Below are 17,854 nucleotides of genomic sequence, written 5' to 3'. Positions count from 1 at the left end.
CATTAAACTTTATATGAATTCACTGGGTTTTAATAGCCAAGTTGGGGAGCCACCTCAACTTTAGGTTTTAATCCTACAAATGGCAATGGTGCACCAAAAATTTCTGCGATATGCATTGCAGAAGTTACCGCAGATTCAAGAATTGGCAAACCATCACATGACCATGAACCACAATAGAATACTTTGCGGTTGGCGACTTTATGACGCGCTTGCAACTCGATGTTTAAAGCCACTGTTTCAGAATCCACCACAGCACGGGTTAAAGTCACTGTAGAAATAACTTTCTTCGGATCGATGCTGGTCACAGGACGCCAGGTTTGGAACACTGGAGATTTACCCACCAAACTTGGTTCAATCGAGTTCAGCCAAACTGTGAATTGTTGTTTGGTAAATTTGCGATCCATCATATAGCTCAATACAGCCCAATCTTTACGATTTGGTGGCATCACGGATGCATCGGTATGCATAACCAACTCGCCTTGTTCAAACTTAAATTTTTGCAATAAAGCGATATCATCAGCAAATTGTTGTTTATTTAAAAAGTTTTCTAATTTATTGGTCGGTGTTGCTACTACCACACGGTCAAATTGAAATTGCTCACCTTGTGCATTTTCAACCAGAACAACGTTACCCTGTTCCTCAACTTTGGTAATTTCAGAACCACTGTGAATATCGATATCTTCAATCAATTTATCGACAAAAGCAGGCGTTCCACCGTGTAAACGCAATAAAGCATCACCATCAGTTAATTGCTTTAAAAAGATTAAGAGTGGTTTTGCAGGCCATTCACCGATGGTTTTAGGATCACAAGTACAAATGGTATAAAGCACTGGCATCACCGCACCATGCCAAAATACTTCTTCAATGTCATGGTGATTGATAAAATCAGCAAGGGTAATGTCTTGGTTTTTAGATTTAAAAAACTGAGAGATTGCTGTTTTAAGCTGCAACATCCCTTTCACTAAACGCCAACCATACTGTTTAAGCCCTTTACGGTTATTGATAATGGGAAAATTACCAATACGGGTACGTGATGTGGTTAACCAAGTTTCAGTTTTATCTTCAAATAACCAGCTACACGCCATAAAGGTACGCACTGGAAAGGTTTTTATGCCGAGGTGTGTTGCAAGGCTCAGGGTGTTTTTCCATAAATGCTGATTCATCACGCGCAAAGGTGCATCAATTAAACCACCTTCAAACTCAATGCTATGACTATCCATACCACGACCAGGTAATGCTTCGAAGATGGTAATGTTATGACCTGCATCTTTAAGAATTCTTGCGGTGGCCAGGCCAGCCATACCACTACCAATCACTGCAATATCCAAAGTTATTATCCGTGCGTAACCATTTTTTTTATTATGAGCTATAGCCGATTAAATCGCGGTATTAAAAAGTTCCAGTTTTAACTTTTTTTGTTGGAAATTTTTTAGGAAAAATCTCCGCCCACCGTGTTTATTCAATTTTAGTCGTTTTACGCCAGAACTTTCTGCCATACACTGCTTATACTTGATTGATATTTATATATATAAAAAAATACTGTTAAAAACATATAGATAATTTAACTTTTTATTAAAAAAACATTTACAAATACCAATTTATTAATTATTATTTACACCATAAAAATGATAAACAATTCACATTTACAATAAAAACAAATAATTATGACAACAGACAATAAAAGAAACTACAGCATAAAAGGATCTCTATAGTGTGGAATAGAGATCCTTTTTTTTACTTTGAATTTGCTTTTTAAGTAAATCACTTGCACGACGTGTAAAATAGCTGCATTCAAAAAAGCCAAGGTACAGTGGATACAAATTAACCAAATGAAATATATTGTGCTTTACTTCACATTTTTAATTAATTATGATGCACAAATAACAAAATAATTAATCAAAACAAGACATACTCATCTAAAGAAAAAACTACAGCGTAAGAGAGCTTCTGTTCAATAAGAGCAAAGCTCTTTTCTTTTTTTAAATTTCTGACCTTTTGGTTCTAAAAATTTTAAATATAAAAAAAGCGGATTTTAAAATCCGCTTTTTGACTTCTATCGATATTTCATACATGGCTGAGCTTATAGACTTGAAACGTGAAAGGTATCCGTTATACAAATACCGTTCATCAGTACCAACTAAGCTTCCGCTACAATTTCACCAAATTTGCCATTATTGAAATCGTTAAACGCTTGCACGATTTCTTCTTTGCTATTCATTACAAATGGACCATAGCCTTGGATTGGCTCATTCAATGGTTTACCTGTAAGCACCAAAAACTTAGCATCTTGCACCGCTTCAAGTTGAATTGCTGCATCACCATCTTTTTCAAACATGACAATCGAGCTATCGAGCACCTTTTGTGTACCATTGAGCAGCATTTCACCTTCTAGTACAACCACCAAAGTATTGTGGTCAACTGGCACATGAATAATTTGCTCATGACCCGCTTTAAGCTGACCATCCCAAACATTGACAGGGCTAAAGGTTGAAGCAGCACCTTGTTGTTCAGCATATTTCCCAGCAACCACACGTAAGTGGCCTGCATCATCATCAAAATGAATCACAGGAATATCTTGCGCAGAAATTGCTTGATACTTAGGTTGGGTCATTTTATCTGCCGCAGGTAAATTCACCCAAAGCTGAACCATTTCAAAGATTCCACCTTTTTCAGTGAATTCATGTGAATGGAATTCTTCATGAACCAATCCTGCGCCTGCAGTCATCCATTGCACATCACCTGTTTTAATGGTTCCACCACCACCATGTGAGTCTTTATGGGTAACTTCACCTTGGTAGGCAATGGTCACCGTTTCAAAGCCACGATGTGGATGTGAACCTACACCGTGCTGTTCATGGCTAGGTGCAAATGTATAAGGTGCTGCATAATCCAATAATAAAAAAGGACTAATCGCTTGACCTAAACGATCATAAGAAAACAAGTTTTTTACAGGAAAGCCATCACCGACCCAATGCATATTTTGATTGCGGTATACACCAATAATTCTTTTCATCTCAATACTCCTATCTCTAGGCTTTAATATGAATCCATTTTAAGTTTTTTAAAGTGATCAATACAGCAATCTACCAATACGCTGAATCCCAAATATAGGATATTCAACAGCCAAGGCTCAGCGTAGTTTTTAATCAATAATCTTATTTATGAGATTATTAATCTCAGTTTATAGGCTTAATTATCATGATTAAGCCACGTAACATGAAATCCATGCAAAATAATTTGTTTTGTATTTAAGCACAATTTAAATTTTAGTGACTTCAAGGATATAAAAAATGGGAAAACCTTACGTTCGTTTAAACAAAGATGATGCTGCTGTATTGTTAGTCGATCATCAAACTGGATTACTTTCTTTAGTCCGTGACATTGACCCAGATAAGTTTAAAAATAATGTTCTGGCACTGGCTGCTGCAGCTCAATATTTTAACCTTCCAACCATTTTGACCACCAGTTTTGAAGATGGTCCCAATGGTCCACTGGTACCCGAGTTAAAAGCACTTTTTCCAGATGCACCATATATCGCTCGCCCTGGTCAAATCAATGCTTGGGACAATGAAGACTTTGTCAAAGCAGTAAAAGCAACAGGCAAAAAACAACTGATTATCGCAGGTGTTGTCACCGAGGTTTGTGTTGCATTTCCGGCACTTTCTGCCCTAGAAGAAGATTTTGAGGTCTTTGTCATCACCGATGCTTCTGGAACATTTAACCCGCTGACACGTGACTCAGCTTGGGATCGTATGAGCAATGCAGGCGCGCAATTAATGACTTGGTTTGGTGCCTCTTGTGAGCTGCATCGTGATTGGCGTAATGATATTGAAGGTTTAGGTACGCTATTTGGTAACCATATCCCTGACTATCGTAACCTGATCAATAGCTACACTCAAAATACTTCTCAGAAATAAGACAATGATTTAAGCGAGAAATGTAATCTTTTGCATTTCTTGCTTTTATTTGTACAAATTTTAAAATATTTTCCTATTAATGATACTATTTAATCATCAACACACTTGAGATGAAGCTGTGCACTCTTTTGATGACTACTATTATTTCTATCTGGTGGTAAAGCATGGTGGATTTAGTGCTGCCAGTGAAGCCAGTAATATCACCAAGTCTAAACTGAGCCGACGTATTCTGGATTTAGAAGCTAAATTTAATGTGACCTTGATTCAACGCTCAACCCGACATTTTAAAGTCACACCACTCGGACAAGAGTTTTTTGAGGAATGTGCAAAGATTATTGAACAAGCCGATAATGCTCAGAATGTCTTATTAAAACAAGAAATTGAATTACAGGGACTGATTAAAATTAGTTGCCCACCGGTGATGATGGAACATCAAATTCGACCAATTCTAAATCAGTTTTTAAAAAAATATCCCAAAGTTCGGGTTGAATTGGCACTCACCAGTCGACGTATCGATGTGCTGCATGATGATATTGATTTGGCCATTCGTACTAACTTTTCAAGCAATGAAGACTCCAGCATTATCGTTAGAGATGTGATTAAAACCACGCACTGTTTAGTGATTAGTCCTGAACTTTTAGGCGATCGTGAAATCCAACATGTTACAGAACTTTGTGAATTTCCAACCATTGTATTAGGTACAGATAAACAGCACTATCATTGGCATTTACATCATATTCAGCAACGAGAAGAAATCGATATTCCATTACAGCCTCGAGTCAAAAGTAATGACTTAATGGGTGCGTATTATGCAGTACTCGATGGCTTAGGTATTGCCGATCTTCCCTATTTAACAGTAGAACGAGACATTGCTTCAGGGCGTTTAATCCATCTGTTACCAGAGTGGTGTTCCAATATTGGTGTTGTACAGTTGGTTTATGCATCTCGCAAAGGTCAACGCTTAGTCATGGAAAAATTGATTGAAGATTTAGTCGATGGTATTCGTGCCTACGCACCTAAACACGATGGTTATATTTTATAAAGCCAATCGAACCATAAAAAAACCAGAAGTTTAACTTCTGGTTTTTCAATTTTAATTCTATGCAATGATTAGATTTTACCGATCAGATCAATTGAAGGTGCAAGTGTTGCATCGCCTTCTTTCCATTTTGCTGGACATACTTCGCCTGGGTGGGCATGCACATATTGTGCCGCTTTCAATTTACGCAGTAATTCTTGTGCATCACGTCCAATGCCACCGGCATTGATTTCAATAATTTGAATTTTACCTTCAGGATCAATTACGAAAGTGCCACGATCTGCAAGGCCTTCAGCTTCAATCAACACTTCAAAGTTTTTTGCCAAAGCCCAAGTTGGATCACCCACCATTGGATATTGGATCTTTTTGATTTCATCTGAGTTGTCATGCCATGCTTTATGGGTAAAGTGTGTATCGGTAGACACTGAATAAATTTCTACACCCATTTTTTGGAATTCAGCATAGTTATCTGCTAGATCGCCTAACTCTGTTGGGCAGACAAAAGTAAAGTCAGCAGGATAGAAAAATACCACAGACCATTTACCCAAGAAGTCTTTTTCAGACACTTCGATAAATTCACCATTTTTATATGCAGTTGCGTTAAATGCTTTAACTTCAGTATTGATCAAACTCATGTGGTCTTTCTCCAATAGATTTCAGGGATTGCTTATCTGTGGAATCACTATACGAAAAATTATTAAATCGGTAAAACTGGTGTTTTTAATAAAAACAATCGGTTTTATAGATTTATTTTTCCAATCTGTTGCCTTGGTTTGATCGAAAATATTATTTCAAACTTTGCTTGACCTTTCGCCTTTTAATCTATAGATTTTCTTTTTGAGTGGACTTTAAAAAATGACGTTCTCAATTCTTTTGGAGCAATTCCAAAACCTTCCTTTTGGTACAGATGCTTTTAAACAACTGAAAATAAACTGCGAATCTCAAATTGCTCATTCTGAGGCTGATTTTGAGAAAACGGCGATTTTTATGATTTATGGTTTTGCCAAAAACTATGTCTTACTTTATGAAGATCAAGCCATTACTGCTGAATTTGCAGCAAAAGCAAAAAACCAATTGCTAGGCTATATGCAGCAACTCGACACAGCAATCCAGACTCAAAATAGTGCAACAATTCTTAATCACTTAGATCAAGTCACAGCGCACTATATGCAAAGCTCACGAATTTTTTAATCACAGTATCCGTAATTCAACAAGCTTGGTTATTCAGCCTTGTTGTTGCTGATATACGCTTTCTAAACTGCACCAAGCCGCATGTGCCAATGCTGCTTGGTAAACTTTTGGCGTGGCTTTCACTTTACCTGACAACCATGCCCGACAATAACTTTCTGTCGATCCAACCATAAATGACAATAATAATTCATGGGGAATGTTCTTGATCACCCCATAATCGGGTTGTTGCTTCATCCAAGCCAATAAGTGTTGATTACGTAAATGATTCTGCTGTTTTAGCTGATCCCGCTGAATACTTTTAGAAATACTAAAATTGGCAGCATATAAAAATCTGGCAAAATCTGGATAATCCATAACCCAATCTATATAGCTTGCTGTCATCACTTGAATACCCTGCTGTAGACTTTGTGCAGACAATAATGCTTGATCACGGCGTTCCGCTTGGTCTTCTATGGCTAAAATATACAGGGCTGCCACTAAACCTTCTTTATTTTTAAAATGGTGGTAAATCGCCCCCACACTGGTTTGTGCACGTTCACGGATCATTTCTATTGTTGTTGTTTCAATCCCATGTTCTAAAAAACAAGCTAATGCTTCCGTTAAAATCACCCGTTTTAATTCTGCACGGCGCCCACTATAACGACGTTCCAACAAACTTTGATTATTCATCTACAGCCTTTGATTTTATTTAAGCATTTTCTATATGACATTTTACGCGATTCAAATCGTCTGTCGAGCCAACAACAGAATTTAATTCTGTATTAGAATAATATTCTGCAAACTAAATAATATTCTGTAAACTAAATAAGGAATACAACAATGAGCCAAACCCTAAAACTGTGGAATAGATTTAAAAATAAGCCTGCTGGCAAATGGACATTTTCAAAATTATTGTGCTTAAAAGCACCTTATTTCAGCAGTATCTCACCTGTTTTTGAACGACTTGAAGCGAACTATGCTGAAATTAAAATCAAAAAACACCGTGCTGTTCTCAATCATATTGGTACAGTCCATGCAATTGCCATGTGTAATATGGCTGAACTTGCTGGCGGAACCATGACTGATGTAACCGTGCCTTCCTCGCATCGTTGGATTCCCAAAGGGATGACGGTTGAATATTTAAAGAAGGCTGAAACTGATTTAATTGCGATTGCCACGCCTGTTGAAAGCAATTTTCAGTGGAATCAAGGTAGTGATTATTTGGTCAATGTGGAGGTTAAAGACATGCACAATGATCTGGTATTTAAAGCTGTGATTACCATGTGGGTTTCAGCAAAAAAGTGATTGTCTAAAACCAAATCATGAGGTTCATAAAAAAAACCCTTTGTTTTCACAAAGGGTTTTTGATCAAGCTTGACCGTTTTATCAATTAAAACGGATATATACACCAGTAATAAATAAAATATTAAATTACAATACATTAATAAAAAATGTTAATAATTTTGTTAAATTTAATTTTTAAAACTTAACAAAATTATCTCTTGCCAATCAATGCAACTAATATTTCAGAAAGACATCTCAATATAAAAAAGCAAACTTTGATAGATCTTTATTGAAAGAGCAACAAGACCCAATCATGAACGCAAATTATCGATACCTGAAAAAGATCTTAGAAAGGCACAAGCTATTTTACGAGTTTCTCAAACTAGCAAAGCAGAAGCCACAAAATATTTTAGTATGAACAGGTTTAGATTAAATAATGCACTGACTAAAGTAATAGATTTACCCTATCAGGTAAATCTATTAAGCCAAGACTATTTGAGATTTTTATTGACCTCTTTAAAGATAGTTTCAAATCTTGATAAAGTAGCTTCTGAAAGGTTGTTAACAAAATCCTTGTTACTAGCGAACTCTTTTGCTGGCAAATAGTGATTAAATCTAGATTTTTTAATAACTTTATTGATTCTTGATAATATATCTTCAATTTCTGTACTTAATTCTTCCACCTTAATTTCAGTATAGGTAGATGAGAGAGAAATATTAAATAGTTGAAGATATTCATCAACGGTAAAAACATCCTCAATATCAGCTTTTTTTCTATTATCAAGATAATCATGAAAGAATTTTATATTTTTATCAGATATAATTTTTTGTATAGTTAGACTATCAAATCTTGCTTGCGACTTTTGATCAGTAAATGAATCTAAAAGACAGAAAATTGATAGTTTTGAACCTCGAAGTAATGAGATAAAACTAGCAACTTTATCTAAGCCACCTGTAGGTACAATTGTAATATCCTCATTTAAACCAGTTCTGTTATTCGCATTCAAATATTCTGAAATTGTGGTTAAATATAGTAAATCCGAGACCCCTTCAACTAGTAGATTCTTTTTAGAAATGAATAAATTCTGTGCAACATCATATCCTAAAGCAGCTTGTAAAGGGAAAAGAGTATTAGGATCTTTTTGTTGAATACTATCACTAACGATAGAGCTATCGGAGTCACTAAACACCGTTCTGACACGATTTAATTTCGTTGTTTCTACCATAAATGGTGAGTGAGTTGTATAAATAACTTGATATTTATCAACTAAACTCTCTAAAAAACGTAGTAAATCTGCTTGGGCAGTTGCATGTAAGTTAAGACCCGGCTCATCTAGGAGTAGGATATATTTTGAATTTGAATCAGCTTGAATTTTATTAAACCAAACTAAGAATGAAAAAAACCAATTAAACCCTTTGCTTCTATTCTGGAGAGGTAAAGAAACTCTAGTTTTTGAGTTTTTTACACGAATGTCTAAAACATGTTCAACAATATTTGTATCGACTGTTGTTGCATTACCATAATTTGTATTTACGTGTCTTTGAGCAGTAGCTGTTTTTTTATCAATTTTAAACTCGATATTTAAGTCCTGATTTGCAGACCAATATTGGAATAATGTGTCAGAAATCAAAGCTTCAGTTGCTTCTAATTCTGCAATAAAATCCTCAAAATCATCTGTATTAATAATATCATTGATATTTATATCTGCTAAATCTAAAAGTGCTTTTGCTGTTTTTAGATCATCCGATAGTTCCACACCCTCATCTAAAAAATTTTCTAGTACAATTCTGGATGGAAGTTGGTAATATTCATCATAATAAATGAACTTTGGTAGATGCTTTTTTATTAAACTAGTATAAACATATCTTTCAATAAAGCTGTTCCATGTAGAACTTTTAAAAAAATATTTTTTCAAGGGTTCTAACTTGTCTGAATCTTCGGGAAATCTTGTTAGTAATTCATCAAATTCTGATATAGTTAAGGTTGATTTAAGCTCTTTTTTTAGACTGTCATTAATACTAGAGAGATTATAGTGTTTTAAAAAAGCTTCAAAATTTATCGAAACACCACTGATTAGAGTAGCACCATCTTTGTAAGAGCTTGTCACCGTAATCTCATCTTTTCCCTGCCAAGTACCTTTTCCTAATAAGTGTTCAATAAAATCAATAAGTTTTTTTGAAAGTTTATACCTACAAATAATAGCATTAGGATTTTCATCTGACTTATTAATGCTTTTTAATTCTTTACGTGGATAATCTAGTGTTTGATTAAACTTGAATTTCTCATCAGTTTCAAAATAATTAGTTTTTGCTAAACATTCTAAAATAGAGGTTTTTCCTGATTCATTCATTCCAACCAGTACAGTTATATCATCTTCAATATGTACGGATTGAGGTGTCGTGAATGATTTATATTTTAGAATTTCAATATTTGTAAGTTTAATCATTAGTTATCCCCTGAATTTAAATATCCAACTTAGGCAAAGCTTTGACAATCTTCATTGTTTCCAAACTTACCTTTATCACACGTAAAAACAAATTCAATGGATATTTAGCATCACCCATAGTTTCAATTGCCCAATTGTTTGCATCGTTTACAATACCACTGTCTTTGTGCGTAGAAACACCTTGGCGCTCCATTACCCATTCAAGTGCTGACTTACCATTCACAACGTAGTCATAAGCCTCTATAGGGATTTCACGAATGGTAATGGCATTGTTATAGACCACCGTATCCTTTTGATCCTTTTTTGGGAATTTCATTTTGGTCACATAGAAGTCTTTATCTGCTAGCTGCTTTAATGATTTACCACCCAAGTCCAATTTAGCTTTATACGGCTCTACAGTTTCATAGTTTAAATGCCAATGTGCCAAATCACGCCCTGCTTTAGAGAATGCCCAGAAATCTTCAGTTTTTTTCACGCATGGGATGCGTGGTAACTCTTTGGTAAGGTTGTCAGCATAACGACTACGATAATCTTCACTATGTAATAAGCCATACACATAGTAGAAAATATCTTCCTTGCTAATCGTTTCAGTCGGGTAGGCATCTTGGAAATGCTTTAGCCCTTCATCACTAATGGCATCTTTACGAATATATTTTCCATCTGCTGTTTTGGTTTGAGCATGGTTAAATAGGTCAGCACCATTGCCTTTTACTGTAGTTTCTTCGTAAAGGTAAAGTGGGAAACCTTGTCCTCCTGAATGTTGCATATTTAAATCAGGAATAATATTAGTGATAATTACAGAAAAATCTTTACCGCTACTACTGCTACCGCTTATATATAAAATTAAATTTTCCGTATCTGATGTTGGAAAGATTTGAGGCATCTGACCGACACGATGTATTAATCCACCACCAAAATATAAATTTTGTTTTTGGTATGGTCTATAAATTGAAAAGCGAATAAGACTTTCATCAAATGTTATGTTATTCTTTTTTTCAAAACTAGATAATAAGCTACTTGTCCAACTGATCTTGGTTGTATCCATTATTGGATTATTGCCATTTGTTAGATTATTATTATAAAAGTTGATCATACTTTCTATATTATGTTTTAACTTCTCATTACTACTTTGATATACCCAAGCATCGCGACCTGATTCTGCACCTCTTGAGTAATTCAAGAATAAACTTATTTTAGATTTATCTTTCTTATTTCCAATCTCAATAAAGCCGCTAAAACTATCATCACGCTGATTTAACCAATCGTTATGTTCATCAGGTGTAATTTTCGTCCAACCATCAATTGCAGTAATGCCATTAATACTGACTAGATCAGAAATTTTCTCTAATTTGTCTTCACGGCTTAGATAATCACCGATGTCATGAAAATAGATTTGACCATATTGTTTTACTTTTGGGTTTTTAACCAATACTGCAATCACAATCGGTGCACGACTACCACCACCAAAGATTTTGCCACCTTCTTGCCGTGAACGCTCGCCCGAAGTGCGTTGATTGCCTCTTAAATGGAAGAAGTACAATGAGCTAAATTCATCAGCCAAACATTTGCGTAAACCATCGGCAGAATTCGTATCAATGTAACCACCATTGGTTACAAAACCAATCACACCACAGTCTTTGATACGATCACTCGCCCAACGAATTGCACGAATATATGAATCATAAAGTGAGTTTTTATTGGTGGAAGTTGTATATTCTGCGTAGGTTGTTCTAATGCGTTCATCTAAATGGGGATAGGCAACATTCGCATTATTATCATTTGCAGATTCTTGACCTGATGAATAAGGTGGATTACCAATAATCACACGAATATCAAGATCCTTTTGGCGTTTACGTCGTGCACTGTTATCAATTAAAATTTTGCTAACTAAATCCTCTTTTTCGTACATTTCAAAGGTGTCGGTTAAACAAATCCCTTCAAATGGTGTATATTCTAGCTCAGGATTAATCACTTTCATCTGATCGTGATACACGGTTTCAATATTAATTGATGCGATGTAATACGCTAATAAAACGATCTCATTGGCGTGGATTTCATTTTTGTATTTGTAGATCAAACGATCCGCAGGGATTAAACCTGATTGTAATAAGCGATTGATAAATGTACCTGTACCTGTAAATGGATCAAGTACATGCACGTTATCATCAGCAAAGGTTTTACCAAATTCGCTTTTCAGTACATCATTGACACTATGAATAATGAAATCCACCACCTCTACAGGGGTATAAACAATCCCTAGCTTTTCAGTCATGCGTGGAAAGGCATTCTTAAAGAATGAATCGTACAGCGTTAAAATAATACTTTGCTTACCTTCGGCTGTATTAATTCCTTCTGCTCGCATACGCACTGATTCATAGAATGAATTAAGCGTGTCTACTTCTTTATCCAAATGATGCTCATTGAGGGCATCAAGTACCTTTTGCATTGCTAAACTCATTGGGTTGTGTTCAGCAAAGCTATGATCTTTGAATAGGGCGTCAAAAACTGGTTTGGTGATTAAATGTTGTGCCAACATTTCAATGATTTCAGCATCAGATACGCTGTTATTCAAATCATCACGTAATTCATGAGCAAATTCATTGAAAGCGGTAATTTCATTCGTATTTTCCGAGTTTTCAAGAATAGCTTGAATGCGGTCAATATGAGTTTTAGCAATTTTCGCTACATCACTTGCCCAATCTTCCCAATGATGACGATTACCACATTTTTTTACGATCTTGGCATATAAAGCACGTTCAATCTCACCAACTTCAAATACCATTTCCTCTTGAACTGGTAGCGGGGTTTCTGCTGTACCAATAGATGAACCACCTTTGGCTTGTGCTTTGGCCCTTTGTTTCTTTCCATCACTTAAACCTGTAGTCGTTGTTTCATCGTCACCTTGTTTTGGTTTGGCTTTTTTAGTCTTTTTAACAACCTTATCAGCAACCGCAATAACCTCCATGCGAGATACGTCTTTGCCATTAAACTCTAACTTGTTGATCATCGCATCAAAGCGGTCATCATGCGCACGTAGAGCGTTAAGTACTTGCCATACCACACGATAGGCTTCATTAGAATTTAACGCCTGTTCAGGCTCAACACCCGCAGGAATCACTACAGGTAATATGACATAACCAAGTTGCTTACCATCAGCTTTACGCATGACACGTCCAACAGATTGCACAACATCAACCTGTGAGTTGCGAGGTGTTAGGAAAAGAACTGCATCAAGTGACGGAACGTCTACACCCTCTGATAAACAGCGCACATTAGACAGGATACGACAAGTATTTTCAGGGGCTGTTTCTTTCAACCAAGTGATTTTATCTTTCTTCTCGGTTGCATTCATCCCTCCGTCAACATGTTTAACTTCGCAATTAAGTTTTAATGATGGATCAATATATGGATCTTCTTCTGTTCTGTATAAATGATCCATTTCCGCTTGTTGATATGCTTCAACAACAGCACTAAACATTTCCGTGATTTGCTTAGAACTAACTTTATGTTTTTTGCCTTTATATTCTTTTTCAATCACTTGACAGAAGGCAACCGCACGTTCCATTGGCTTTGCAACTGTGCCATCTGGATTATATAAACCTTGTTTAGCGAGAGCTTTCCAACAGCCAACAATTTTTGCAGCATCATCAACTTTTAGAGAGTTATTTTCGTCTTTTAATAAGCCTTGTAATTGACGATTAATATGACTTTCTTCAACAGCAAGTACAATTACCTTATAGTCACATAAAATGCCCATTTTTACTGCTTGCGAGAATGTTATGACATATAGATCTTCACCATACAGCGATTTATCATCCATTGAGCAAAGTGTCACACCTTCTGTTTCTTTAGCTGTATCACCATAAATACGAGGAGTAGCTGTCATATATAGACGTTTCTTACCTTGTACATAATCATTATTATGAATACGCACAAACTTGGATTCATCATCTCCCTCAAAAGTTGCACCTGTGGTACGGTGTGCTTCATCACAAATAATTAAATCAAATTCAGGGAATCCTGCTTTTTGAGCTTCTGCAATGACATCAATTGAATGATAGGTTGAGAAAACCACATTCATGTCCTCATTCGCTTCATTCGGTTTAAATAAATCTCTTGCCTTAAATGCCTTAACTAAACTTTGGGGATTGGTTGTAGCAGGGAATTTTAAGTCACTAATCCCGACTACAATATTGTCATCATCTTTTTTCTTACCAACATCACTATCAGAACAAACTGCAAAACTGCGGATACCTAATGATGTTTGTTGAGTCCACTCATCAAGCGTTTGACTAAGTAATGCAAGACTAGGGACTAGAAACAATACATTTTTACCACGACCTACCAGTTCCTCAGCAATACGCAAAGAGGTAAAGGTCTTACCCGTACCACAGGCCATAATAAGCTTGCCACGATCTGCCTCAGCTAATCCATATTTGACTGCCGACAATGCGGGACGTTGATCATCTCTTAAACTATTTTTTTTACGAAATATAGGCTTCACATTTGAATCAAAATTAAACTGTGACCAGTCAATTAAACTGCCTTCTAAATCTAATAATGAAATAGTTGCAACAGGTGGATTTGCATCCACTAAAGATGATTTAGCATTATCAGTCCAATCATCCGTTGAGGCTACGATATAGCGATACGCAAAATAAGATTTACCAGAGCCACCTAAAAAGCTATCAATATCTTTCTTCTGAATTTTTGTAGTGTTGTAATTTTTACACTGGATTGGATGAAATTCACCATCAATAGTTACCGCAATAAGATCAATACCATAGTCACGTTTATCAGTAACTTTTAACTTTTCACCGTACTTTTCAACCCAATCAGAATATGACAAAACTTCTGTATAAATTTCGGCATATTTAGGTTCATTTAAGAAATATTGAATCATCAAATTCTCAAATGAAGTACCTTTATCTCTATTTGTAAGGCTAATTTTTTCAATCGATTGAAGTAAATTTGTTAAAGCTGACATTCAGACCAAGCTCCAAATTATAAAGTGCTTTTATCACTTAAATTTAAAAAATATATTGATGTAAAATTTAACATATTTTTAAAAAAAGCATTTGAAAATATGAGGTTTTACAGTTTTTTTAGTAGTCGAAACAAGAACGTTATATGAAAAAAGTGAATAGTTAGTTGAGCATATTTCTAGCCTTATTGCCTACTTTATCTACCTGAAAGATACTTTCCAAATGAATAAAAAAGTCAGTACGATCACCATCATTTCTAATTTGTTGAATACTCCCTGAAGTCTCCTCGTTCTCATAACTTCCTCCAATTCCTAGCACATAGAAATAGGAGGATAGACATCAATATATCTATTCAAATTTAGGAGTATTATTTCTGCTTCGAATACAACTTACTCTTGCTATCATACTGATAAATTATAATTTTATTTATTGTAACCTTCCGATCATTGTCGTTCAAATCCGTCCCTTTATAATGAATCTGGAATGGATAAAATGGTTGTCCATTTTGGTTAACTTTGATTGCTGAAGAATAGCCGTACTCTGGTTGTTCTGAAACTTTTCCCTCGTCAAACATTTGTTCAACAATATAGCTTTCTTCATTTAACAGAAGCAGTGACCATACGCTTTCCCCATAACCATTACCGTCATAACCATCAATGGTGTAGCTTCCTAGTGTATTGTTTCCAAAAGCTTGTAAATTCCTCTTAAACTCTTGGGCGTTCCATGAGGTTCGACCATATCCCTCGATACTTTCAATTCCCCCTTGGGCTGTTTTTGAAACCATTTGGAATTGTCCATTGCCCAACTTTTTAAAGAGATATAATTCCAAAGTACCTCGTGTAGTATGTGAGGTTTCTATCCTGCCTTCGATTGCTAAAGTCACTTCTACAGGGACTAAATAACGGGTTTCGCCCTGCATATTTTGGTATGTAAAAATAGGGGCGATACTGATCACAGCGTCAGTGAGATCGTCCAAGTCACTAGGCTTATTAACATAGTAATATTTGCCACTTCCCCAATAATCATCTTTTTTTCTTTCTCTGGATGATGTCACTTTATAAAAACTTCGGGCAATGGTATCCGTATTTAGGTTAGGAAGTACCACTTGCTTAAAGTTTTTAGGCTCAAGCGTGGATGTATTATAGTATTTAATAGCCGTTGTGGCTGTTTGTACTGATGACGTTTGAGTGGTATTGAGCTGTTGTGCTTTAGCCTGCAATGTATTGTATAACTTGACTGCTTCAGGTTGTCCCTGCCGTGCAGCACTTTGCAATAAGGCTATACCTTTTTCTGCATCCTGTGGCACACCATCTCCATTTAAATACATGGCCGATAATGCGTACTGGGATGGGGCATAACCATTAGCGGCTGACTTGGAAAACCATTCAGCAGCTTTTTTATGATCTATGGGTACGCCATTTTTACCTAGGTAGTAAAGCATCCCCATATTATGGTTACTTTGGTTGTTATCTCCCTTTGTTGCTACTTGAGACAGAACATAGTTTAACCCTGCTGACAGGTTCACTTTTTTGGTTTCAGCACATACTGTTGAACTAGTTACGACCATACCAGTAGTCATAACAATACTGAGCATTAATTTTTTCATCTGATTCTTATCCTATATATTGTTGTTATTGATAATGATCAGCCGATAGTAACTGACGGATTTCACTTGCCATTTTTGGACTACGCCAAGGGAACAGCACCTTAAGGCTATAGTTAGGTTTAAATTGATCTCGTGTTCCAATATTGACTTGGAACTCACGCTTCATTGGTGTTCGATGTTCACGCTGATTAACATGTGTACCCATCATCGGGTTACTGATCACGGTAGTCGTGGTTCTGAAGCGATCTTCGACCAAGTTGTAATGACCTACAGAGGTAATGTAATCAAAAGGATATTTAACTAAACGTTGATCAGGCTGATCAAAAAGAATGATGGTCTTGTCTTGGCTATTAATCCAGACTCCACGATTTTGATAATTAAAGGTTTCACCCTGACGTTTGAGCTGCTCGGTCATCCCATCAAAGTAGGTATTTCCGTATTGATATAGGTAGTAAATGATCACAAACCAGAATAGGTCAAAGCCAAAGAAGACATAGGCGAAAGCGCCAAAAGAAAAAATCTTGGCAACAATTAAAAAGATCACAATCGGTAAGACTACACACTTTAAAAATAGCTTGGATTTCTTTGGGTAGTTTTCGATTGGAATGATTTTTGGTTTCGTTAATTCAGTCATAGTTATTCCCACACATGTTTAATGCAATAACTCACAATCACAAGGGGGACATAAAAATAGGTATTTTTTATAGGCGTGACTTAGCCATCCACCTTATGAATTGTTCTATTTAAAAATGTTGTTTTTAATACACCTAATTAAGAATTAGCTCTGTATTCCCCATTGTCTGAAATAATGAGGCTGAACATGTGGCGAGGCACAAATGAGAAAAAATGAATGAGACATGATAAATTCCTATATGCGAATAAAGGTTCTACCAAATCACTGTCAAATGATGGTGGTAGAACAAAGAGGGGGTTGACAGACTGGGCATATAGAACCAGCACGCACGAAGCGTCCCCCTCCCGTTCTACCGCAAAGGGGGAACACGAGGGTTTCGCACATAAACCCACACTTGAAAAAGTATGAATCAGGTACGCTATACGCCACGGCCTGTCAAAACCGACTGACAATTTAGGTCAGCAAAGGAATGATAGTTTTAAGCAGCCGCTCAGTCAAATATTTTAAAATCTAAAATTCGATCACTTTTTCTTATTTAGAATCTATTATTTCTAACGAAATCGTGAACTTACTCTAAAAAAATCTTAAGAACATTAGAATTTATTAATATTATCTAACTGCAAATTTGTTAAACAAAAAATTTAAAATTCATATACCTAAATAATTAATTTCTGTATTTCTGTATTTCTGTATTTCTGTATTTCTGTATTTCTGTATTTCTGTATTTCTGTATTTCTGTATTTCTGTATTTCTGTATTTCTGTATTTCTGTA

Annotated in this window: 12 protein-coding genes; 4 read left to right on the top strand and 8 right to left on the bottom strand. The window is 35.8% G+C overall.

Features of this window, described 5'->3' with window-relative positions:
* Window positions 1-29: 29 nt before the first annotated feature.
* Complete coding sequence (locus ACG916_RS01565) at window positions 30-1,328, bottom strand: FAD-dependent oxidoreductase (RefSeq protein WP_336952407.1); 1,299 nt, start codon at window positions 1,326-1,328, stop codon at window positions 30-32.
* Window positions 1,329-2,137: 809 nt separating this feature from the next.
* Window positions 2,138-3,013 (bottom strand): pirin family protein, encoded by an 876-nt coding sequence (locus tag ACG916_RS01560; RefSeq protein ID WP_105713878.1) that lies wholly within the window; start codon window positions 3,011-3,013, stop codon window positions 2,138-2,140.
* A 277-nt stretch (window positions 3,014-3,290) separates the two neighbouring features.
* On the opposite strand from ACG916_RS01560, the gene ycaC reads away from it, so the two are divergent.
* Together ycaC and ACG916_RS01550 are read left to right on the top strand one after the other, a co-directional pair.
* Entirely contained in the window at window positions 3,291-3,917 is a 627-nt protein-coding gene (gene ycaC / locus ACG916_RS01555) for an isochorismate family cysteine hydrolase YcaC (RefSeq protein ID WP_004818434.1), read from the top strand.
* A 118-nt stretch (window positions 3,918-4,035) separates the two neighbouring features.
* On the top strand, window positions 4,036-4,959 hold the full coding sequence (locus tag ACG916_RS01550; RefSeq protein WP_004718559.1) for a LysR substrate-binding domain-containing protein: 924 nt from the start codon (window positions 4,036-4,038) through the stop codon (window positions 4,957-4,959).
* Window positions 4,960-5,027: 68 nt separating this feature from the next.
* Here the strand turns inward: ACG916_RS01550 and ahpC are convergent, their stop codons facing one another.
* Window positions 5,028-5,591, bottom strand: a complete 564-nt coding sequence (gene ahpC, locus ACG916_RS01545) for an alkyl hydroperoxide reductase subunit C (RefSeq protein WP_419326960.1) — start codon at window positions 5,589-5,591, stop codon at window positions 5,028-5,030.
* Between the two features lie 220 nt (window positions 5,592-5,811).
* Here ahpC and ACG916_RS01540 point away from each other — a divergent pair, with 220 nt between their 5' ends.
* A complete protein-coding gene (locus tag ACG916_RS01540; RefSeq protein WP_336952409.1) occupies window positions 5,812-6,147 on the top strand; it encodes a hypothetical protein in 336 nt (111 codons plus the stop codon).
* A 33-nt stretch (window positions 6,148-6,180) separates the two neighbouring features.
* Here the strand turns inward: ACG916_RS01540 and ACG916_RS01535 are convergent, their stop codons facing one another.
* Window positions 6,181-6,816, bottom strand: coding sequence for a TetR/AcrR family transcriptional regulator (locus tag ACG916_RS01535; protein ID WP_419326959.1), 636 nt, complete (start codon window positions 6,814-6,816; stop codon window positions 6,181-6,183).
* 150 nt (window positions 6,817-6,966) lie between these two features.
* Between ACG916_RS01535 and ACG916_RS01530 the strand changes: the two genes are divergently transcribed.
* On the top strand, window positions 6,967-7,431 hold the full coding sequence (locus tag ACG916_RS01530) for a hotdog fold domain-containing protein (protein ID WP_419326958.1): 465 nt from the start codon (window positions 6,967-6,969) through the stop codon (window positions 7,429-7,431).
* A gap of 470 nt (window positions 7,432-7,901) precedes the next feature.
* On the opposite strand, the gene ACG916_RS01525 is transcribed toward ACG916_RS01530, so the two are convergent.
* The 4 genes from ACG916_RS01525 to ACG916_RS01510 all read right to left on the bottom strand — a co-directional run bounded on the left by ACG916_RS01525 (window position 7,902) and on the right by ACG916_RS01510 (window position 17,082).
* On the bottom strand, window positions 7,902-9,857 hold the full coding sequence (locus ACG916_RS01525; RefSeq protein ID WP_016651367.1) for an AAA family ATPase: 1,956 nt from the start codon (window positions 9,855-9,857) through the stop codon (window positions 7,902-7,904).
* A 16-nt stretch (window positions 9,858-9,873) separates the two neighbouring features.
* Complete coding sequence (locus tag ACG916_RS01520) at window positions 9,874-14,844, bottom strand: DEAD/DEAH box helicase (RefSeq protein ID WP_419330188.1); 4,971 nt, start codon at window positions 14,842-14,844, stop codon at window positions 9,874-9,876.
* A 365-nt stretch (window positions 14,845-15,209) separates the two neighbouring features.
* Window positions 15,210-16,448: a tetratricopeptide repeat protein gene (locus tag ACG916_RS01515; protein WP_241304608.1), complete on the bottom strand. Its 1,239-nt coding sequence runs from the start codon at window positions 16,446-16,448 to the stop codon at window positions 15,210-15,212.
* A gap of 25 nt (window positions 16,449-16,473) precedes the next feature.
* Entirely contained in the window at window positions 16,474-17,082 is a 609-nt protein-coding gene (locus tag ACG916_RS01510; protein ID WP_130066764.1) for a sortase family protein, read from the bottom strand.
* Between the last annotated feature and the right edge of the window lie 772 nt (window positions 17,083-17,854).

It is taken from the genome of Acinetobacter legionensis, from assembly GCF_048552295.1.
Classification (GTDB): Bacteria; Pseudomonadota; Gammaproteobacteria; order Pseudomonadales; family Moraxellaceae; genus Acinetobacter.
Note: the sequence above shows the minus strand (reverse complement) of the source record. Positions and strands in the feature narration are given on the sequence as shown.